The sequence below is a fragment of the Amycolatopsis sp. NPDC034160 genome (assembly GCF_055575355.1).
In genome coordinates this window covers 618,526-638,587 of record NZ_JBVISU010000002.1, presented here as the reverse complement: position 1 = coordinate 638,587, position 20,062 = coordinate 618,526, and the positions used below count along the sequence as shown (strand labels likewise).

Annotated in this window: 19 protein-coding genes; 10 read left to right on the top strand and 9 right to left on the bottom strand. The window is 69.3% G+C overall.

Annotated elements, in window-relative coordinates; genetic code table 11:
- Positions 1–2 precede the first annotated feature (2 nt).
- Genes ACZ54P_RS07940 through ribA form a run of 5 tightly spaced genes read left to right on the top strand, consistent with a single transcriptional unit; the run spans position 3 to position 3,892 of the window.
- On the top strand, positions 3–401 hold the full coding sequence (locus ACZ54P_RS07940) for a 6-pyruvoyl trahydropterin synthase family protein (protein WP_465460748.1): 399 nt from the start codon (positions 3–5) through the stop codon (positions 399–401).
- On the top strand, positions 398–1,465 hold the full coding sequence (locus ACZ54P_RS07935) for a glycosyltransferase family 4 protein (protein ID WP_465460747.1): 1,068 nt from the start codon (positions 398–400) through the stop codon (positions 1,463–1,465). Before ACZ54P_RS07940 ends, ACZ54P_RS07935 begins: the two co-directional genes overlap by 4 nt.
- A complete protein-coding gene (locus ACZ54P_RS07930; protein WP_465460746.1) occupies positions 1,462–2,280 on the top strand; it encodes a methyltransferase domain-containing protein in 819 nt (272 codons plus the stop codon). The genes ACZ54P_RS07935 and ACZ54P_RS07930 overlap by 4 nt, the downstream gene beginning before the upstream one ends.
- Positions 2,277–3,272, top strand: coding sequence for a lysylphosphatidylglycerol synthase transmembrane domain-containing protein (locus ACZ54P_RS07925; RefSeq protein ID WP_465460745.1), 996 nt, complete (start codon positions 2,277–2,279; stop codon positions 3,270–3,272). Before ACZ54P_RS07930 ends, ACZ54P_RS07925 begins: the two co-directional genes overlap by 4 nt.
- Complete coding sequence (ribA, locus tag ACZ54P_RS07920) at positions 3,269–3,892, top strand: GTP cyclohydrolase II (RefSeq protein ID WP_465460744.1); 624 nt, start codon at positions 3,269–3,271, stop codon at positions 3,890–3,892. The genes ACZ54P_RS07925 and ribA overlap by 4 nt, the downstream gene beginning before the upstream one ends.
- Positions 3,893–3,933: 41 nt before the next feature.
- On the opposite strand, the gene ACZ54P_RS07915 is transcribed toward ribA, so the two are convergent.
- Positions 3,934–4,647, bottom strand: coding sequence for a creatininase family protein (locus ACZ54P_RS07915; protein ID WP_465460743.1), 714 nt, complete (start codon positions 4,645–4,647; stop codon positions 3,934–3,936).
- A gap of 18 nt (positions 4,648–4,665) precedes the next feature.
- Between ACZ54P_RS07915 and ACZ54P_RS07910 the strand changes: the two genes are divergently transcribed.
- The 4 genes from ACZ54P_RS07910 to ACZ54P_RS07895 all read left to right on the top strand — a co-directional run bounded on the left by ACZ54P_RS07910 (position 4,666) and on the right by ACZ54P_RS07895 (position 8,469).
- The gene (locus ACZ54P_RS07910; protein WP_465460742.1) at positions 4,666–5,454 is read left to right on the top strand and encodes an inositol monophosphatase family protein; all 789 of its coding nucleotides are present in this window, start codon (positions 4,666–4,668) and stop codon (positions 5,452–5,454) included.
- A 97-nt stretch (positions 5,455–5,551) separates the two neighbouring features.
- Positions 5,552–6,646, top strand: coding sequence for a glycosyltransferase family 4 protein (locus ACZ54P_RS07905; protein ID WP_465460741.1), 1,095 nt, complete (start codon positions 5,552–5,554; stop codon positions 6,644–6,646).
- 51 nt (positions 6,647–6,697) lie between these two features.
- Positions 6,698–7,435: a GNAT family N-acetyltransferase gene (locus ACZ54P_RS07900; protein WP_465460740.1), complete on the top strand. Its 738-nt coding sequence runs from the start codon at positions 6,698–6,700 to the stop codon at positions 7,433–7,435.
- A 152-nt stretch (positions 7,436–7,587) separates the two neighbouring features.
- Positions 7,588–8,469 (top strand): NAD(P)-dependent oxidoreductase, encoded by an 882-nt coding sequence (locus ACZ54P_RS07895; protein ID WP_465460739.1) that lies wholly within the window; start codon positions 7,588–7,590, stop codon positions 8,467–8,469.
- 180 nt (positions 8,470–8,649) lie between these two features.
- Here the strand turns inward: ACZ54P_RS07895 and ACZ54P_RS07890 are convergent, their stop codons facing one another.
- From ACZ54P_RS07890 to ACZ54P_RS07860, 7 genes are all read right to left on the bottom strand, one after another.
- On the bottom strand, positions 8,650–10,572 hold the full coding sequence (locus ACZ54P_RS07890) for a GTP-binding protein (RefSeq protein ID WP_465460738.1): 1,923 nt from the start codon (positions 10,570–10,572) through the stop codon (positions 8,650–8,652).
- Between the two features lie 214 nt (positions 10,573–10,786).
- Positions 10,787–12,232, bottom strand: a complete 1,446-nt coding sequence (locus tag ACZ54P_RS07885; RefSeq protein WP_465460737.1) for a glycoside hydrolase family 3 protein — start codon at positions 12,230–12,232, stop codon at positions 10,787–10,789.
- Positions 12,233–12,235: 3 nt separating this feature from the next.
- Positions 12,236–13,066: a carbohydrate ABC transporter permease gene (locus ACZ54P_RS07880; protein ID WP_465460736.1), complete on the bottom strand. Its 831-nt coding sequence runs from the start codon at positions 13,064–13,066 to the stop codon at positions 12,236–12,238.
- A complete protein-coding gene (locus ACZ54P_RS07875) occupies positions 13,063–14,049 on the bottom strand; it encodes a carbohydrate ABC transporter permease (RefSeq protein WP_465460735.1) in 987 nt (328 codons plus the stop codon). The genes ACZ54P_RS07880 and ACZ54P_RS07875 overlap by 4 nt, the downstream gene beginning before the upstream one ends.
- Positions 14,046–15,338: an extracellular solute-binding protein gene (locus ACZ54P_RS07870; protein ID WP_465460734.1), complete on the bottom strand. Its 1,293-nt coding sequence runs from the start codon at positions 15,336–15,338 to the stop codon at positions 14,046–14,048. The genes ACZ54P_RS07875 and ACZ54P_RS07870 overlap by 4 nt, the downstream gene beginning before the upstream one ends.
- 298 nt (positions 15,339–15,636) lie before the next feature.
- Positions 15,637–16,059 (bottom strand): DoxX family protein, encoded by a 423-nt coding sequence (locus ACZ54P_RS07865; protein ID WP_465460733.1) that lies wholly within the window; start codon positions 16,057–16,059, stop codon positions 15,637–15,639.
- A 10-nt stretch (positions 16,060–16,069) separates the two neighbouring features.
- Positions 16,070–18,121, bottom strand: coding sequence for a hypothetical protein (locus ACZ54P_RS07860; RefSeq protein ID WP_465460732.1), 2,052 nt, complete (start codon positions 18,119–18,121; stop codon positions 16,070–16,072).
- Positions 18,122–18,271: 150 nt separating this feature from the next.
- Between ACZ54P_RS07860 and ACZ54P_RS07855 the strand changes: the two genes are divergently transcribed.
- The gene (locus ACZ54P_RS07855; protein ID WP_465460731.1) at positions 18,272–19,477 is read left to right on the top strand and encodes a PP2C family protein-serine/threonine phosphatase; all 1,206 of its coding nucleotides are present in this window, start codon (positions 18,272–18,274) and stop codon (positions 19,475–19,477) included.
- On the opposite strand, the gene ACZ54P_RS07850 is transcribed toward ACZ54P_RS07855, so the two are convergent.
- Positions 19,478–20,047 (bottom strand): YdeI/OmpD-associated family protein, encoded by a 570-nt coding sequence (locus ACZ54P_RS07850; protein ID WP_465460730.1) that lies wholly within the window; start codon positions 20,045–20,047, stop codon positions 19,478–19,480.
- Positions 20,048–20,062: the final 15 nt, after the last annotated feature.

Sequence of the window (20,062 nt, the reverse complement as noted above, 5' to 3'; positions counted from 1 at the left end):
CGTTGTTCAGTATCACCGTCCGCGACCACGTCATGGTGGCCCACAGCTTCCGCGGCGAGGTCTTCGGACCCGCGCAGAAACTGCACGGCGCCACCTTCGTGGTGGACGCGACGTTCCGCCGGTCCGAACTGGACGCCGACAACATCGTCGTCGACATCGGCAAGGCCACCGAAGAGCTCAAGGCGGTACTCGCCGACCTGAACTACCGCAACCTCGACGACGTGCCCGAGTTCGCCGGGATCAACACCTCGACCGAGTTCCTGGCCAAGGTCATCGCCGACCGGCTCGCCGACCGCGTCCACGCGGGCGCGCTCGGCGAGGGAGCCCACGGGCTCGAAGGCATCACCGTCGCACTGCATGAGTCCCACGTGGCGTGGGCGAGCTACGAGCGTGCGCTGTGACCGGACTCCGGGTGGTCCTGCCCAACGACATCGACGACGAGAGCGCGCCGAGCGGCGGCAACGTCTACGACCGCCGCCTGTGTGACGGCCTCGCCGCCACGGGCGTGGACGTCCACGAGATCGCCGTGCGCGGGAGTTGGCCGAGGCCCGACACCGAGTCACGCAACGTCCTCGCGCGTAAGCTCGCCGAGCTGCCCGACGGCTCGGCAGTCCTGGTCGACGGCCTGGTCGCGTGCGGGGTGCCCGAGGTGATCGTGCCGTCGGCGCAGCGGCTGTCGATCGCGGTGCTGGTGCATCTGCCACTGGCCGACGAGACAGGGCTGCCGCCGTCGCTCGCCGCCGAGCTGGACCGGCTGGAGCGCGAGACGCTCGGCGCGGTCGAGGCCGTGGTCGCGACCAGCGACTGGTCGGCGCGACGGCTGATCGAGCACCACGGGCTCGCCCCGCATCGCGTGCACGTGGTGCCGCCCGGGGTCGACAAGGCCGAAGTCTCGTTCGGGAGCCTGGACGGGACCCGGCTGGTCTGTATCGCCAATGTGACTCCGCGCAAGGGGCAGGGTCTGCTCGCTGACGCGCTCAAGTCGCTTTCGGACCTTCCGTGGAGCTGCGAATGCGTCGGTGCCATCCGCCGCGAGACGCGCTACGTCGAGCGCCTGCGGCGACACACTCTCGGCGACCGGTTCACCCTCACCGGCCCCCGGTCCGGTGAAGAACTCGAAGCGACGTACGCCGCCGCAGACCTCCTCGTGCTGCCTTCGCGCGCGGAGACCTACGGAATGGTCGTCACCGAGGCACTCGCGCACGGGATTCCCGTACTGGCGACCGCTGTCGACGCCCTGCCGGACACCCTTGGCCAGGCGCCCGACGGCAGCGTGCCCGGGATGCTCGTGCCCGGCGAGGACGTCGACGCGCTGGCCGCGGCCCTTCGCCGCTGGCTCACCGAACCCGATCTGCGTGACCGGCTTCGCGCGTCGGCTCGCCTTCGCCGCGAGACGCTGACCGGCTGGGACGCGACGGCCCGCGGCGTCGCCGCCGTGCTGCTGAACGAAAGGACGGCGGCATGACCAAGTACGCCCCCAGTTGGCTGCGGCTACGCGAGGACGCCGACGCCGCCGCCCGCGCGACCGAGCTGCTGGAGCCGGTCCGTTCCTTCCTCCGCACCCAGGACGAGGTCGTCATCCGCGACCTCGGCTGCGGCACCGGATCGCTCGGCCGCTGGCTGGCCAGGCGCCTGCCCGGCCGCCAGCGCTGGATCCTGCACGATCGCGACCCCGACCTCCTCACGCATGCGCTGGCCCGCACCAGCCGTCCCGATCACTCGTTGGACGGAAGCGACGTCGAGGTGGTCACCGAACAGCGTGACATCACCGAGTTGCGGGCGGCCGACCTCGCCGGGACGTCGCTGGTGGCGGCGTCGGCACTGCTCGATCTGCTCACCGCCGAGGAGATGACCCGGCTGGCGGAGGCGTGCGTCGAAGCCCGATGCGCGGTCCTGTTCACACTGAGCGTTTCGGGCCGGGTCGTGCTGTCGCCCAAGGAGAAGTTCGACGTCGAGATTTCCGACGCCTTCAACGCGCATCAGCGCCGGGTGACCGACGGCCGGTGGCTGCTCGGTCCGGACGCGGTGGACGTCGCGTTCGGGGTGTTCGAACGGCTCGGCGCCACCGTGCGGCGCGCGCCGAGTCCGTGGCGACTCGGGGCGGATCAGGCCGCGCTGACCGCGGAATGGCTCACCGGCTGGGTCGGCGCCGCGGGCGAGCAGCGGCCGGAATTGCGCCCCGACGCCGACACCTACCTGCAATGGCGGCTCTCGCAATGCGCGGCGGGCGAATTGAACGCGATGATCCACCACGAGGACCTCCTGGTGGTGCCTTCGTGAAGCGGTTCTGGCCGTGGCTGCGGATCCTCGGCGCGCTCGGCATCCTCGCCGTACTCGCCTGGCGCCTGGGGACGAACGCGTTCCTGGAGGGCCTGCGCCAGGTCGACGTCGCCGGCGTCACCGCCGCGCTCGGAATCGGCTTCGCCACCACCGTGTTCAGCGCCTGGCGCTGGTGTCTGGTCGCACGGCGGCTGAGTCTGAAACTTCCGGTGTGGAGCGCGGTCGGCGAGTACTACCGGGCGCTGTTCCTCAACGGTGTCCTGCCGGCCGGGGTCCTCGGCGACGTCGACCGGGCCGTGCAGCACGGCCGCGCGTCCGGCGACGTCCCGCGCGGCGTCCGCGCGGTGGTGCTGGAGCGGACGGCCGGGCAGATCGTGCTGATCGGCGCGTCGGTCGCGGTCGTGCTCAGCACGCCTTCCGTGGTACCGCGGCCGATCGACAAGATCGTCATGGCCGCCGGGATCGTGGTCGTCGTGCTCGCCCTCGCGGCCGTCGTCACCGGGATGACGGCGGGGAAACGCTGGATCCACAGTGGAGCGAAGTGGCGGCGCGGGTTCGCCGTAACCCTCGCCGACGTCCGGCTGGGCCTGCTGACCAAGGAGACCTGGCCCGGCGTGAGTCTCCTTTCGGTGGCCACGCTGGCCGGGCATCTCGCACTGTTCGTCGTCGCCGCACGAGCAGCCGGGGTGACCGCGCCGATCGGGGACCTGCTTCCGCTGATGATCCTCGCCCTGCTCGCGATGGGGCTACCGCTCAACATCGGCGGGTGGGGCCCGCGCGAAGGCGTCTGCGCGCTGCTTTTCGGCGCGGCCGGACTCGGTTCGGCGCAAGGCGTCACCGTGGCCGTCGTCTACGGCGTGCTCGCCCTCGTCGCCAGCCTTCCCGGCGCGGCCGTGCTGCTCGCGGGTGTCGGCAGGGTCCACCCACCCGCCGCACCGCGCATCACGGCCCGCGTCGTCAGGACACCCGTACAGATAGGAGAAATGCGATGACCGTGGAGAGGGTCGTAGAGACCAGACTGCCGACTCATTACGGGGTTTTCCGCGCGTACGGGTATCTCGACGCCGACGGGACCGAGCAGATGGCGCTGGTACACGGCGATGTCGCGGGTTTCGACACGCTGGCGCGGGTCCATTCGGAATGCCTCACCGGCGACGTGTTCAGCTCGATGCACTGCGAATGCGGCGACCAGCTGGCCGCCGCGCTGCGGGCGATCGTCGAGGAAGGCGCCGGAGTCCTCGTATACGCCCAGGGCCACGAAGGGCGCGGCATCGGCCTGCTCGCGAAGCTGAAAGCGATGCGGCTGCAGGAAGAAGGCCTCGACACCGTCGAGGCGAACATCGCGCTCGGGCTGCCGGTGGACGCGCGCGACTACCGCGCGGCGGCGGAGATCCTGGCCGACCTCGGGGTGCGGTCGGTGCGGCTGCTGTCCAACAACCCGACGAAGGTCGACCAGCTGAAGCGGCACGGGCTGCGGATCAGCCAGCGGGTGCCGCTGCTGGTGACGCCGAACGCCGAGAACCTGCGGTACCTGCGGACGAAACAGGAGCGGATGCACCACTTGCTGCCGCATCTGGACGCCATCGGTCCGTTGGGGGCGGCTGGGTCTTGAGGCACCCGTTGCCCGCCCAGCCCGTGCAATGAAAGCGTCCTTCATTGCACGCGGGAGGGAGACCCCAGCGCGGCCAGGGTGTCCGCGAAGCTCTCCACGAGGGACTCCAGCACCAGCCGCCCCTTCGCCGCCGTCGCCAGCGAAGGCCGTCCCACCACACCGGACTCCGAGTACGGCCGAAGCCCCACTGTCAGCAGATGCCGCCTGTCGTCGGCGAGGTGATCCGCCTCCGCGTAACCGGGCCGGACCAGCGAAGGATGGGCGTGCAGCAGAAGGGAAGTTTCCAGCTCCCCGGCGTGCATGTCGCTGTCGAGCGACGTCTCCAGCCCGGCCGCGTCGTGCGCCGCCTGCCAGCCTTCGACGCCGGGGAAGAGCGCCATCGGCGACGTCGACTCCTGGACCACATTGGACAGGACGTAGTTGCCGCCGTGCGCGTTCACCAGCGCCAGCTTTCCGACGCCGGACCGGCGCAGCGAAGCGGCGACGTCGTTCACCACGGCATACAGCGTCGCGGCCGAAATGCTCACGGTCCCCGGCCAGTCCGCGTGCTCGTGCGAGCAGCCGATCGTGATCGGCGGGAGCCGCAGCACGGGGTACGCGGCGGCGAGGGCGTCGGCGATCGTCGTCGCGATCACCGCGTCGGTGGCGAGCGGGAGGTACGCGCCGTGCTGTTCGAAACTGCCGATCGGCAGCACCGCGACGTCGGCACCCCGGGCGCGTTCGTCGGCCGTCGTGGCCGTCGGGAACAGGTTCATCCGGGCTACGGTACCCAGATGACCGACCACGCCGCATTGTTGTCCGTCGCCAGCGAGGCCGTCGCCAAGGCGACCGGGATCATCCGCTCGATGACGACGTTTACCGTTGCCGCCAAGGGTGATCGCGACATGGTGACCGATGTCGACCTGGCCGTCGAGGACGCCGTGCGCGAATTCCTGGCGCGCGAGACCCCGGAAATCGGCATCCTCGGGGAAGAACGTGGCCACGAGGGAAACAAAGACCTGTGGTGGGCGCTCGATCCGGTCGACGGCACGGCCAACTTCGCGCGCGGCATCCCGTTGTGCGGCGTTTCGCTGGGCCTCGTCGACGGGCTGAAGAGCACGGTCGCGGCGATCTCCCTGCCGTTCCTCGACGTCACTTACACCGCCGCCGAGGGTCAAGGCGCGTACGTGGGCGAAGAGCGTCTCGAAGCGTCTAAAGCGACGAAGCTGTCCGACGCGATCGTCTCCATCGGCGACTTCGCGGTCGGTGAGGGCGCGGAGGTCAAGAATCGCGTCCGGATGGCGTTGCTGGGCGAACTCGGCGGCCGGGTCCAGCGTGTCCGGTTCCTCGGCTCCGCCGCGATCGACCTGGCCTGGGTCGCGCACGGCAAACTCGACGCGAGTGTCATCCTCGCGAACCAACCGTGGGACACGATGGCCGGTGTGCTGCTGGTCCGTGAGGCCGGGGGAGTGGTCGTCGACACCGACGGCGGCGACCACACGGTGCGCTCGGCGGCCACCATCGCCGTCGGTGCCGGGCTGCGCGACGACCTCGTGGCCGCGATCGCCCGCGGGCACGGCTGAAATATTCCTCGCTCCAGGTGTGAACCGTTCCGGCGCCGGAACCGTGTCCCCTGGTAAGGCCGTCCGCCGGTTCGCCGTCCGCACCTGGAGGTTCCCCGTGTACACCTCGAATGTTCGCGGCACCGAGCCGGTGGTGTTCGTCCTGCCGGGGGACGCCGAGGAAAGCGACAGCGAGTACGACCGCCGCATGTGCCAGAACCTCCCGGCCACCGGTCTTCCGCTGCTGGAACTGCCGATCGCCGGTGACTGGCCGATGCCGGGGCCGCTGTCCCGGTCGCGGCTGGCCCGTTCGCTCACCGCGCTGCCCGACGACACCGTCGTCCTGATCGACGGCACGGTCGCCTGCGGGGTCCCGGAGATCGTGATCCCGCACGCCCGGCGGCTGCGGCTGGCCGTCCTGGTGCACCGGCCGCTCGCCGCCGATCCCGCGCTCGACCCGGCGCGGGCCGCCGAACTCGACGCGTGCGAACGGGAGACCCTGCGGCTCGCGGGCATGGTCATCGCCACCGGGCCGTGGCTCGCGCGGCAGCTGATCGACCACCACGACCTCGACCCCACCCGCGTGTACGTCGCGACACCGGGCACGGACGCGGCACCGCTCGCGACCGGCGCCGACGGTGTCTCCCGGCTGCTGTGTCTCGCGCCGATGACCGCGCGTCACGGCCAGGACGTGCTCATCCAGGCGCTTTCGACGGTCGACGAACTGGCGTTCAAATGCGTGTTCGCCGGAGCGATGCAGCACGACCTCGCCTACGTCGACGAACTGCGCTGGACGGTCGAACGGCTCGGGCTCGGATCCCGGATCAGCCTCATCCAGCCGCCGGAAGACCTCGACCTCGTCTACGACGGCGCGGACCTGCTCGTCCTGCCGTCGCGAGGAGGCCCGTCCGGGATGGTCGTCGCCGAGGCCTTGGCGCGCGGGATCCCCGTGGTGACCACCGAAACCGCCGGCGCGCACGACGCGCTCGGCATGGCGCCCGGCGGCGGGGTGCCCGGCCTGCTGGTGCCGCCGAACAATCCATCGGCCCTCGCGACGGCGTTGCTGCGCTGGTCGATCGACGCCGAACTCCGGCATTCCCTGCGGACGTCGGCGCTCGCGCGCAGCAGCGTGCTCGAAGAATGGGACGTGGCCGCGGGAAGGCTCACCGACGTCCTTTCCCGGCTGCAGGCCACCCCGCGTCAGCTGGCTTGATCGCCCGGAAGCAGCTATCGGGCCGATCACCGGCTCGGTTGACTTGGCGGCATGCGAATCGTCGATCTTGCGTCCCGCCCCGATCTCCTCGATCCCGCGCTGGATCTCGGTGATGTCGGCGGTGACTTCATCTACGCCGGGTTCAGCGGCAAGATGATCACGCCGGAACGCCTGCTCCGGCACTGGTCCCGGTACTTCCTGATCGCGCTGGACGACGATGGCGAACCGATCGCGCGGGCGTTGTCGGTCCCGCTGACCTATCCCGCCGAAGACCGCGCCGAACTGCCGGATCACGGCTGGGACGAGGCGATCCAGTGGGCCGCGCAAGACCTCTTGGACGGCCGCGCACCGGACACGCTGTGCGCACTCGAAGTCGTCGTCGCACCGCGGCTGCGCGGGACCGGGCTGTCCACACCGATGCTGAAGGCGCTCAAGGCGCGTGCGGCGGAGACCGGTTTGAAGCGGCTGATCGTGTCGGTTCGGCCGATCGGCAAGGAGGACGAGCCCGACGTCCCGATGAACGAATACGCCGTCCGGCGGCGCGAGGACGGGCTGTTCGCCGACCGCTGGCTGCGCACCCACGAACGGCTCGGCGCGCGGATGATCAAGGTGTGCCCGTTCGCCGTGACCGTCTCCGGCTCCGTCGCGGACTGGCGGAAATGGGCGGGCGTCGAACTCGCCGACGGCGACAACGTGATCCCCGGCGGGATCGCTCCGGTGCACGCGAACCTCGAGCGCGACTGCGGGGTCTACGTCGAGGCGAACGTGTGGATGGAGCACCCGTTCTGATCGCCTCGTGAGTGGTAATGACGGTTAGAACCCTCATTACCACTCACGAGTCCGGGCCTGCTTTCAGGCGGCCGTAGGGGCATTCCTCGCGATTTCCGGCAGGAACGTCGCATCGGGCGCAGCGGCTCCCGGCCGTGCCGCACAGTGGATCCATGGGTATCTCACGAGTCGGCTTCGCCGGACTGGGCAGCATGGGCGGGCCGATGGCACGGAACCTGGCGCGGGCCGGAGTCCCGTTGCTCGTCTGGAATCGCACCCCGGGTAAAGCCGACCAGGTCGCCGAGGCCGCCGAAGACGCGGCCGAACTCTTCGCGCGGTGCGATGTCGTGATCCTGATGCTGAAGGACGCGGCCGCCGTCGACGCCGTGCTCGACCGCGGAGGGCCCGCGTTCGCCGAGCGGGTGGGAGGCCGCACGATCGTCCACATGGGAACGACGGCGCCGGATCATTCCCGTGCGCTCGAAGCGGACCTTCTCGCGGTCGGGGCACGGTATGTGGAGGCACCGGTTTCCGGCTCCCGGGTCCCCGCCGAGGCGGGCGAACTGGTCGCCATGCTCGCGGGTGACCCCGGCGCGATCGAGGAGGTCCGGGAGCTGTTCGGGCCGCTGTGCCGGGAGACCGTGCACTGCGGGCCGGTACCGAACGCGCTCCTGATGAAGCTGGCGGTCAACGTGCACCTGACCGCGGTCGTGACCAGCCTGGCCGAGACCGTTCACTTCGCCCGTGCGCACGGCCTCGATCTCGGCCTGCTGGCCGGTGTCCTCGGCGCGGGACAGCTGGCCAGTCCGATCCTGCGGGTCAAGGCGCCAAAACTGGCCGAGGAGGATTTCGCGCCACAGGCGTCGATCGCGAACGTCCTGGCCAACGTCGAGCTGATCGCGGCGGCGGCCGGGAGGGCGGGACTCGTCTTGCCGTTGCTCGAAGCGTCCCGTGCCCTCTACGCCGAGACCGCGCGGCTCGGCCTCGGTGACGCGGACATGGTCGCCGTCGTCAAGGCCCTCGAAGCCCGCCCCAAGACGCCATTAGAGGACTAAACACGTTGAGGCTGCCGGTGTGGGGTGGGTCAAGTTGGTCGTGAGTGGCGATTCGGGTTCTAACCCGAATCGCCACTCACGACCCCCTACGAAACCGGACATCTAGCTGCCGACTGGTGTTCCAACCGGGCGGCGCGGGATCCGGACTCCGAGCCGTGGCACCATGTCGTTCTCCGGTCCTCAGACGCGTCGCAGCACGCGAAGCAGGTATTCCTTGCGGTCCAACGGGTTGTGGTCGGTCCTCGACCGCGACGGCGCCGCTCCCCGGACGGGCCGGTAGCCGTGGAAGGCGGTCTCCATCGTGCCTTCCCCACGGGTCGCCGAGGGCAGAAGCTGGTACACCTCATGGGTTTTCGCCGCCGGGATCTCGCCGTCCAGCTCGGCTGTCTCCCCGCGGGTGAGCGTCGTGCGCGGGACGGCGCGTGCTCGCGCCAGCAACGCGCTGACCGGGCCGAGCGTGTCGGCCGGGGTCTGCAGGACGAACCGGTGCATCGGTTCGTGCACGGTCGTCCCGGCTTCGCGCAACGCCGCCATCAACACCAGCGGCGTCAGGTCGCGGAAGTCGCCCGCGGTGCTGGACATGCTCTTGTCGAAGGTGCCGTGCGCGTGGCTTTGCCTGGCGTGATAGCCGGAATGCGTCATCGTGACCACGCAGTCGAGCACCTCCCAGCCGTGGACGCCCTCGCGCAGGGTCTCCTTCACCGTGTCCTCGACGGCTTTGATGAAGGAGTACGGCATCGAGCCGAGTTCGACCTCCAGCCGGAACGAAACCCCGCTCCCCGGCGGTCCTGGCTCGACGCGCAGCCCGACCGTGGCCAGGAAGGGATTCGGCGCCTTGTCGATGAGTTCGACGGCCGACCCGACACCGGAGACGCGCTCCACGCAGATCGTGGTCGTCTCGCTGAACGTGACGTCGATGCCGTACTCGTCCGCGAGGGTCGCCTGGATGACCTCCTTCTGCACCTCGCCGTAGAGCGAAACGGAGGTCTCCTGACGGATTTCGTCCTGCCGCAGGCCGATCAGCGGATCCTGTTCGGTCAGCTGGGTCAGCGCCTGGTGCAGCGGCCCGCGATCGGCCGGGCACACCGGTGAGACGACGGTTTCCAGCGTCGGCGGCGAAAACAGCGCCTCCCGTCCGTGTGCCGGCCTGGTCCCGAGCACGTCCCCGATCCGGACGTCGAGCCCCGAGAGTTTCGCGATCCGGCCCGCCTCGACCGATCCCGTCGGCACGACGGAGCCGTTGTCGAAGACGCTGATCGCGGTGACCTTGCCTTCGCCGTCACCCAACGGGACCTTGTCACGGACGGCGAGACTGCCGGAGAACAGTCGCACGTAGGCGACCTTCTCGCCGCCGGGACCGCGTTCGACCTTGAACACCGTGCCGGAAAGCGGGCCATCGGCGGTACTTTTCTTGGCGGGCAACAAATTTTCGATACCGTCGCGCAGCGCGTCGATACCCGCGCCGGTGATCGCCGATCCGAAGTAGACCGGATACGCGAGCCCTTCGGCCACTTTCGCGGTGAGTTCGGCATGGAGCCGCGACGGCGTGAACGCCTCCGGATCGGTGAGGTACTCGGTCAGGAAGTCTTCGTCGAGGGTCGCCAGCAGGTTGATCACCCGATCGGGTTCGACCGGGTCCATCGCGACGACCGACGGCGTGAGCTTTGCGGCGATATCCCGGAACACCCGGTCCGGGTCGGCGCCGCGACGATCGAGTTTGTTCACGAAAAGCAGTGCCGGGATGCCCAGCCGTCGCAGGGTCCGCATCAGCACGCGGGTCTGCGCCTGGACGCCTTCGACCGCCGACAGCACCAGGACGGCGCCGTCCAGGACGCCGAGGGCGCGTTCGACCTCGGCGATGAAATCGGGGTGGCCAGGGGTGTCGATCAGGTTGACGGTGACGTCGCCGATGGCGAACGACACCACGGCCGCCTTGATGGTGATCCCGCGGGCGCGTTCCAGCGCCAGCGTGTCGGTCTGGGTACTGCCGTCATCGACACTGCCCAGCTCGCCGATGATCCCGGCCGTATGCAACAGCCGTTCGGTCAGGCTCGTCTTCCCGGCGTCAACATGCGCCAAAATCCCCAGATTGAGGGTCTTCACGAGGTGTCTTGTCCTTGAGGTAGGCGGAAATTACCTGGTGGAAGGACTCGGACACTCGCAAGACGATCATCTCCTAGGCCGGGAATCGGTCTTTCCGACTACAGCACCCCGGCTTCGGCTCCGCAACCGGATTACCGCCCAACGCATTTCGTCCTCTGAATGCGGTAGATGCACGCGCAAGTACCGCATTCAGAGGACGAAATGCGAAAAAGGGTCAGGCCAGGTACTCCGCGGCGGCGCGGAGGCTGACGTAGGACCCGCTGAACGTGTCGATCCGCGGCCCGTCGTCGGTGCCGGGGCCGGGTGCGCCGGTCTCGACGCGGATGTAGTCCACGCCTGCTTCCCGAAGCCAGGTGAGGAACTCGCGGACCTCGGGGTGGCGGTGCGCCTCGCGGGTCACCACGACGAGGTCGCGCGCGCCGCGGACGGCGTCGATCGCGGTCGCGATCCCGTCCGCGGTGACCTTGAGCGCCCGCGTGCCGGGAACGAGCTCGGTCAGATGCGCGCCGAGTCCCCACGGCATCGGCCCGGCCGCGACGATCGGCTCGGTCTCGACGTCGATCACCAGCGGCGGACCGGCCAGCTTCGGTGAACCCTGGATCCGCAACGCCTTGCGCGCCGCCTCCAGCCCGAGCCGGTGATCCACCGCCGAAATCGGCGTCGACACCGGCGGAGCGCCGAGTGCGGCGACCCGCTCCGACGCCTCCGCCAGCCGCTCCAGCGGCAGTTCACCGGCTTCGACCGCGGCCGCGATGACCGCCGCGATCCGGTTCAGTTCGTCCTCTTCGAACGACACACCGCCCAGGCAGAGCGCGTCGGCCCCGGCGATCAGCGCCCGCACCGCCGCCCGGCCGACGCCTTCGGTCTTGCCCAGCTCACCGGCGATGGCACCCATGTCGAGCGCGTCGGTGACCACCGCGCCGGTGAAGCCGAGGTCGCCACGCAGGACGTCGGTCAACGCCTTCGGGTTGAGCGTCGCGGGCAGGTCACCCCACGCGGGCACGACGAGATGCCCGGTCATCACCGCGCGCACACCCGCCGCGATCGCGGCCTTGAACGGGACGAGTTCGATCTCGTGCAGTTCCGCCTCGGTCCGGGGAAGCACCGGCAAGGCGTAATGCGAATCCTCGGTGGCCGCCCCGTGCCCGGGGAAATGCTTGGCCGACGCGGCGACGCCGTACTTCTGCATGCCGGTGATGTACGCCGCGACGTGCGGCGACGCCTTCACCGGATCCGAACCGAACGCCCGGACCCCGATCGAGGGATCCTCCGCCACCTGGGTCAGATCCGCGCACGGGGCGAAGTTGATCGTGACCCCGCACGCGGCCAGCCGCTCGCCGAGCGCCGCGGCGACCGAGGCCGTCAGCTCGACGTCGTCCGCGGCGCCGAGCGCGAGTGGTCCCGGGACGAACGAGCCGGTGGCGACGTCGAGCCGTGTGACGTCACCGCCCTCTTCGTCGATGCCGATGAGCACGTCGGGCCGTTCCGCCCGCAGTTGCGCACTCAGCGCGGCCACCTGCTCGTCGTCGACCACGTTGCGGCCGAACAGGATCGCGCCGCCGAGGCCGTCGGCCACCTTGCGCCGCAGCCACTCCGGCGCCGTCGTGCCGTCGAAGCCCGACACGAGAACGGAGCCGGCCAACTTTTCCGGTGAAGACAACGCTTATCCCTTCACTGCGCCTGCGGTCAGGTTGGACACGAGTTTGCGCTGGACGAGGATGAAGAACACCAGCGCGGGCACGGCGTAGATCACCGACGCCGCCATGATGCCGCCCCAGTCCACGGAAAACGCCGTCCGGAACGACGAAAGCCACACCGGCAGCGTCTGCTTGCTCTGGTCGCGCATGAACACGAACGCGAACAGGAACTCGTTCCACGCGGTGATGAAGCTGAACACCGACGTGGTCACCAGTCCCGGGGCGAGCAGCGGCAGCGTCACCCGGCGGAACGCGCCCGCCCGGCTGCATCCGTCGATCATCGCGGCCTCTTCGAGGTCATAAGGGATGCCGTTGACGAAGCCGTAGAGCATCCAGCACGTGAAGGGCAGCGTCGCCGCGAAGTACACCAGCAGCAGCGAAGGCAGCTGGTTGAGCAGCCCGGCGTCCCGCATCAGCAGGTACATCGGGATCAGCAGCGCCTCGAACGGCGCGAGCTGCGCGACCAGCACCAGCATCAGGAAACCCTTGCGCCCGCGGAATCGCATGCGGGACAGGGTGACCGCGGCCAGTACGCCCGCGACGAGCGAGCACAGCACCGCGCCGATCGTGACGATCAGGCTGTTGGCGAGATAGGTGGTGAACCCGGGTTTCGTCAGCGCCGTGACGAAGTTTTCGAACGTCACCGAGAGCGGGATCAGATCGTAGTCCGGCGACAGGACCTGGCCCGGCGTCTTCAGCGAGGACGTGATCATCCAGTACGTCGGGAAGACGAACAGGAGGGCCACGATCAGCCCGAACGTGCCGAGGCCGACCCGCTGGATCAGGGATTTTTTCATGACAGATCGGCCTCCTTCGTGCGCACCAGCAGCTGGATGTACCGGGCGGTGAGCAGGATCAGCACGAGCATCATCAGCAGGGCGGCGGTGGCCGCCAGGCCGAAGTGGTTGCCCGCGAGGCCCTTGAGGTACATGTAGACCGGCAGTGTCGTGCTGGCGCCGTCCGGCCCGCCCTGGCGGATCGCCCACACCTGGGCGAACAGCTTGAAGTCCCACAGGACCGACAGGAACGTGACCATGGTGAGGATCGGCCGGATGGCGGGCCAGCTGACCGCCCAGAACGCCTGCCAGGCGTTCGCGCCGTCGATGCCCGCGGCCTCGTACTGCTCCTTCGGGACGCCGAGAAGCCCGGCGTACAGGGTGAACGCCACGAACGGCACGGCCTGCCAGACGACCAGCAGACCGATGACGGTCAGTGTGCTCGGCCCGGTGGAGAACCAGGAATACCCGATGAACCCGTCGAAGCCGAGTTTCGCGAGCGTCTTGTTCAGGATCCCGTACTGCTGATCGAAGATCCACTGGAAGACCGTGGTCGTCGCGAGCACCGGGGTCGCCCACGCGAGGATCAGCGCGACCTGCAGGATCACCCGGACGACCGGGGTGAGATGCCGCATCAGCAGCGCCATGAACAGCGCGAGCAGCAGGGTGGTGAGCACGACCGCGGCGGTGAACACCAGCGTGCGGACGGTGATTTCCCAGAATTCGGGGTCGGACAGGATTTCGGAGAAGTTCTCGAATCCGATCCAGACCATTTCTCCGGAGACCAGCTCACGGAGGTCGAGCTTGCGGAAACTGATCCCGATCAGCTGCATCGTCGGCCAGCCCAGCAGGACCAGGATCGCGACCAGTGCGGGAAGGATCAGCAGATACGGCGCCGTCCGTTCGCCGAGACGGAGACGCCGATTCGACTTCGGCGGCTTGATGCGCGGCGAAGCCGGCGGGGAAGACCCCGCCGGCGTCGTCACATCTTTTGTCGTGGTCATCCGCCGATGAGCTTGTCGAGCGCTGCGTTGGCGTCGGCGGCCGCCTGGTCGAGCGATTTCGTTCCGGTCAGGTAGGCGGTCATCATGTCCTTGATCGGGTTCTGGCCGGACTCGACGTCACCCCACTTGGGGCTGGTCGGCACGGCACGGCCGTTCTTGGCCGCCTCGGCCATGACCTTGCCGAACTCGGTGCCGGCGAGGGCGGAGACGTCGGTCGAGGTACCGGGGACGTAGCCGGCCTTGGCGAACTCGGTCTGGTACTTCGGGGTGCTGATCAGCTTGACGTAGTCCTTGGCCGCGGCCGCGTTCTTGCTGTTGGCCGGGATGACCAGGTTGGACCCACCGAGGAAGACCGGGGCGGACTGGCCGGCGTTCTTGCCGGGGATGGGGAACGCGCCCGACTTCTCCTTGATCGACGGGTCGGTCTTGGCGGCGGTGTCGATGCCACCCGACACGGCGATCATCATCGCGACCTTGCCCGCGCCGTAGATACCTTCCTGCTGCGGCGTCGCTTCGTCGGCGTCCTTCGGCGCCTTGGTGCCGGCAGCCTCGGTGAGCTGCTTGTAGAACTCGAGGCCGGCCTTGGCCTGCGGGGTGTCCAGGGTGGACTTGAAGGACTTCCCGTTGGCCTGCGCGATGTCGCCGCCCTCGTCCCAGATGTAGGACAGCAGCTCGTACCAGTTCTGGCCCGGGTGGTAGAGGGCCTGGAACTCGGGGTCGCTGCCGAACTTGGCCTTGAGCTTGGTGAGCGCGTCGAGCCACTCCGTGCGCGTCTTCGGCGTCGCGGTGACACCCGCCTGCTCGAACATGTCCTTGCGGTAGATGACCTCGCGGTTGGCCGCGTAGAGCGGGACGCCGTAGGTCTTGCCGTCGAACTCGCCCGAGGCCTTGAGGCCCTGGAGCCACTGGTCGCCGTTGAAGTCCTTCACGCTCGCGGAGAGGTCGGAGAGCACGCCCTGGTTCGCGAACGCGGGGGTCTGGGTGTTGCCCAGCTCGATCACGTCCGGCGGGTTGTCACTCGCCAGCGAGGTGGTCAGCTTCTGCTGGATGCCGTTCCACTGCTGGATCTCGTACTTGATCTTGACGCCGGGGTGCGCGTCTTCGAATTCCTTGTGGAGCGAGTTCGTCAGAGATTCGGGGGCGGTCCCGGTCATGAGCCAGACCGTGAGCGTGCCGTTCGAGGCCGGAGCGCTCGAATTCGTGCTGTCGCCACTGCCGGAACCGGCGCAGCCCGCCGTCGCGAGGGTGATGGCCGCGGCGCCCGCAGTCATCTTGAGCCAGCGCTTCACTCGTGCCGTCCTTTCGATGCCCGGCCACGATGCCGGGCTCCCACAAAATGGTGTAGACCAATGCGGGCAGCGTGGTACGTACCACTCCGACTGTCAAGCAGGTGGCCGGTTCGTTGTAAACGAGCCGCAATCTTTCACCTTGAGTGAGGGCATGATCACGCTGACGCGCGGATTTCGCGGCACTCGACAAGTTGTCGCGAGGCGCGCTGACATGCGGTTTTTCGTTGACTGTTCCGGTGAACGGAGCATTCGGCCGAACGCTCGGGGCTGTTCGGCGGAAGCCGGAGCGGCTATCGGATCAGTGGTCCTCGTCGTCGTCGAGAGGTGGCTCGATGCCGAGGAGTGCCCTGGTTTGATCTTGCCGGAACCACGCCAGCGTCGCGCAGACGATCAGCAGAATCAGGGGGAGGACCGGACCGCCGTTGGTGAGGAGGAACAGTTCGGTGACGCTCGCGCCCACCATGACCCCGGCGAGCAGGAGCGCCGCCGGGCCGCCGAAACGGGGGATGAGCAGGCCGATGGCGCCGCCGACCTCCAGGACGCCAGTGACGTACCGGAGCCACTGCCCGAGCCCGATTTCTGCGAAGGTCTGTTCGGTGTGCCCGCCCGCGAACAGCAGGTAGCCGCTGTAGAGGAACTCGGCGGCGAGCGCGACGCGCACGATCCACAGCACGATCGAGCCGATCGGCAGGCTCCGGGTACCGCTGGCTCCTTCGGGCATGCCAGGGATCTTAGGCGTCACCGAGAAGTATCTGTTCGAGCAGCAGGTCGACGTCGCGGGCGGACTCGGCCTCGCCGATCCGGTGGAAGGTTTCGGCGGCGCGGAGCGCGCGGCGGGCGGCTTCCCGGACGCGGCCCGCGGCGCTGAGCACGTGCGCGGCGACGTGGTCGAGCTGGGCGACGAGATGCTCCCTGACGGGCGTGGTTTCGGTCTTCACGGCGTGCACGGCCGTTTCCGCGGCGGCGAGCGCGGTCAGTGCCGCGTCGAGGTCGCCCGACCGCAGCCGGGAAAGCGTCGCGGCGTTACGGCAAGTGGCGGCCACGTACCCGCCGCCGATCGCCAGCGCCGCCTCGGCGGCCCGCGCGTAGAAGTCGGCGGCGTTCGCGCCGTAGCCGAGCAGGTCCAGCTGTTCGGCGGCGGCCATACTCGCCGAGATGTAGGAATGCCCGGTGTCGCCCGCCTCCTGGAGGATTTCGGCGAGGACGGCGTATTCGTCGAACGCCCGCGAGGATTCGCCGAGCGCGCGGTAGGCGCCGGCGTACATCCACCGGCAGCGCTGATCCCAGTCCGGCAGCCCGGCGAGCAGGTCGATGGTGCGGGGCGCGACGTCGAGCACCTCGTCGTAACGGCCGGCGCCGTGCAGCGCGGTGACCAGGACGTACCAGTGTTCCATCGTGTCCTTGCCCCTCGACGCGGCGACGCCGAGGGACGCGTAGGCGTCGTCGACGGCTTCGGCGAACCGACCGGTGCCGATCAGGGACATGGCCCGAAGCTGGCGGAGGTGCCCGCGCAACCGCTCCGGGCCGCCCACGGGCAGCGTCGACAGCATGTGCTCCACGAAGACGTCCAGTTCGTCGAGCGATCCCGTGCGCTCATAGGCGATCCGGACCTGTTCGACGGCTTCGACGGCCTTCTCGCCGACGTTCCCGACGATGAAGGCGTCGGTCGCCGCCCGCGCCAGTTCCACGGTGGTCGCCGGATCCTCGCCGTCGCCATTTCGCAGCGACGCCTCCAGGCACAGAAGAGTGCCGAGGAGCAAGGGATCCCCCGCCGCACGGGCCCGATCCGCCCCGCGCCGCAAGGCTTCGTACGCCTCCGTAGTGCGGCCCTGTCCGGAAAGCACGTGCGCCAGCCAGTATTCGCCCCAGCAGGCGGCGCCGTCGTCGCTCCCGGCGCGCAACCGCGCCGCGGCCACCGTCGTCAGCGCGACGCCGGTCTCGACCTGATCGTCGAAGACCAGCCAGAGGCCGAGCCAGCACTGGTTGAGCAGGAACCGGACTTCGTCGCCCTGGCGCCGGAACCCGGCGGCCGCGCGCCGCAGCCGCTCCTCGGTGTCGCCGCCCTGGAAGAAGATAGCGCGCAGTTCGGTCAGCCGAGGGGCGATCCCGTCCGGAACGGTGTCGATCGCGGCGAGACAGGCCCGTGCCTCCTCCGGTTCGCACCGGTGATTGTGGATTTCGGCCCGGACGACCAGTTCCTCCACCGACAGCTCCGGCGGCGGCAGGATCGAGACCCGGGGGAGCGCGGAAGGCAGGAGCGGCACGAACTCCGCGACCGGTCCCGCGGCCATCTTGCGCCGGGCGTGCTCGGTGAAGTACAGGGTGTGATCGCGTTCGTCGAGTTCCTCGGCTTCGACGAACGCCGCCGCCCGCATCCGCTGGTGCAAGTGGCGCAGGAGCAGCCCGTCGTACGGGCCGTCGAGGGTGAACCGGATCTCGCCGTACCCGGTTTCGGTCAGCCGCCGGGTGAGCAGGGCGGCCGCGGTGAAGAACTCCAGCCTGTCGACGGCCTCCGCGTGATCGCCGACACCGTCCAAAAGCGACAGAAGTGCGATACCGGTGTGCTCGTTGCCGGTGAGCGCGCAGAACTCCAGCCGCAGGGCGTGGTCGCCGTAGCGGCGAGGGGCACCGGTCGAGGCCCTGGTCACCCACCGGTAGGTCGACGCCGCCTCGGCGTGTTCACCGGCGGCCGCCAGCGGGATCAGCGTCCGGCAGAGCCGGGTGATCTCGGCCTCACCGGAGCCGGAGCCGCCCGCCTCCGCGCGGCGTGGTTCCACTTCCATGGTTCTGCCCCCAGAACATGACGTCGACGCCGGATCTTAACTCCCGTGGTCCGGCCGTGACCCTGCTTTCGGATGGTTCAGGTGACGCGGTACGCCGGATCGGCGGCGTCCTGGGCGACAGCGCGTGACCGGACTGGTTAGGCTCAGCGCATGTCCGAGACTTCGACGGCCGACGAGCGCATCCAGGTGCTCGAAGCCATCACCGACACCGCATTGGGGCATCTCGGCCCAGGCAAGGTGATGGAGACGATCCTCGGCCGGGTGCGCGAAGTGATGGGGGTCGACACGGCCACGGTGCTCCGGTTCGACCCGGAGGCGCAACTGCTGCGCGCCATCGCCGCCTCGGGGATCGAAGAAGAGGTCTACCAGGACGTCCAGATCACCGTGGGTTCCGGTTTCGCCGGCCGGGTGGCCGCGGAACGGCGTCCGGTGATCCTCGACCACGTCGACGAGACCACCGTCGTCAACGCGCTCCTGTGGGAACGCGGCCTCCGCGCCCTGCTCGGCGTGCCGATGCTGGCGGGTGACGAGCTGGTCGGTGTCCTGCACGTCGGCTCGATCACGCCGCGTGAGTTCACCGAGGCCGACGCCGACCTGCTGCGGCTGGTGGCCGCGCGGATCGCGCTGGCGGTCCAGATCGATGTCTCCACCGCCGATCGCGCGGCCGCGTCGGCGCTTCAGCGGAGCCTGTTGCCGGGACGGCTGCCCGACGTCGCCGGAATGCAGTTCGCCGCGCGGTACGTGCCGGGTACCGAACCGGGGGTCGGCGGGGACTGGTACGACCTGTTCCCCCTGCCGGGTGACCGCTTCGGCATCGTGATGGGCGATGTCGCCGGGCACGGTCTCAACGCCGCCGTGATCATGGGCCGGATACGCAGCGCGCTGCGCGCCTACGCCCTCGAATCGGACGACCCGGCGGAGGTGCTGTCCAAACTGGACCGGAAGGTGCACCATTTCGAGCCGGGTGCGCTGGCCACCGTCGTGTACGGGCTGATGCCCGCTTCACGCGACAGGGTGGCGATCTCGCTGGCGGGGCATCTGCCCCCGGTGCTCGCGACGCGTGACCACCCGTCGGTGTTCATCGACGCCCCGGTCGACCCGCCCATCGGGGTCACGGGGGTGCAACGCCGTCGAACGGACATCGCCCTGCCGCCCGGCAGCGTGCTCGCCCTGTACACCGACGGTCTCGTGGAGCGCCGGGACCACCTGATCGACGTCGGATTGCGGCGGCTCGCCAACGTGGTCACCGCCGAGCCGCCCGGCGTGGTGTGCGCACGGGTGATGGCCGCGCTCGTCGGATCGACTCCCGCCCAGGACGACATCGCCCTCCTCGTGGCTCGGCGCGACCTGAACTGATCACCGGACCGGGTGATTGGCGCGGCGATTCACGGCCGCGAGTTCGACGGTCCTCGCGATCCGCCGCTCCCGGGTTTCCGGCTTCTTCGCGGTCAGGATCCATTCCAGGATCAGCCTTTTCGACGACGGCGGGAACTTCTCGAAGTGGGTGCGGGCGGCCTCGTCGGCGTCGAGGCGGATCCGCAGGTCTTCGGGGACGCCGGCGCCGTCGGGCACGACCTGCCAGCGGCCCTTCTCCTTGGCCAGGTCGATCATCGCCTGACCCCGCGCGGTCATCCGGCCCTCCGCGATCAGGCGGGCCGCCCGCTCGCGGTTGACCCGGCTCCACGAACTCCGGGGATCGCGCGGGGTGAACCGCAGCCGGGAACTACCGGCGTCGTTCTTGCGGTGGAGCCCGTCGATCCAGCCGAAGCACAGGGCCTGCTCCATCGCCTCGTGGATGGCCACGCCGGGGACACCGCTGTCCTTGTGCTGGATGATGAGCCAGACCGCTTTCTCGGTGCCGGCGTGCTCGCTCAGCCAGGCACGCCACTCGGCGGGGGTGGCGGCGGTGAAGGTGGGCTCGTCCATGGCCGGGTCCTCTCT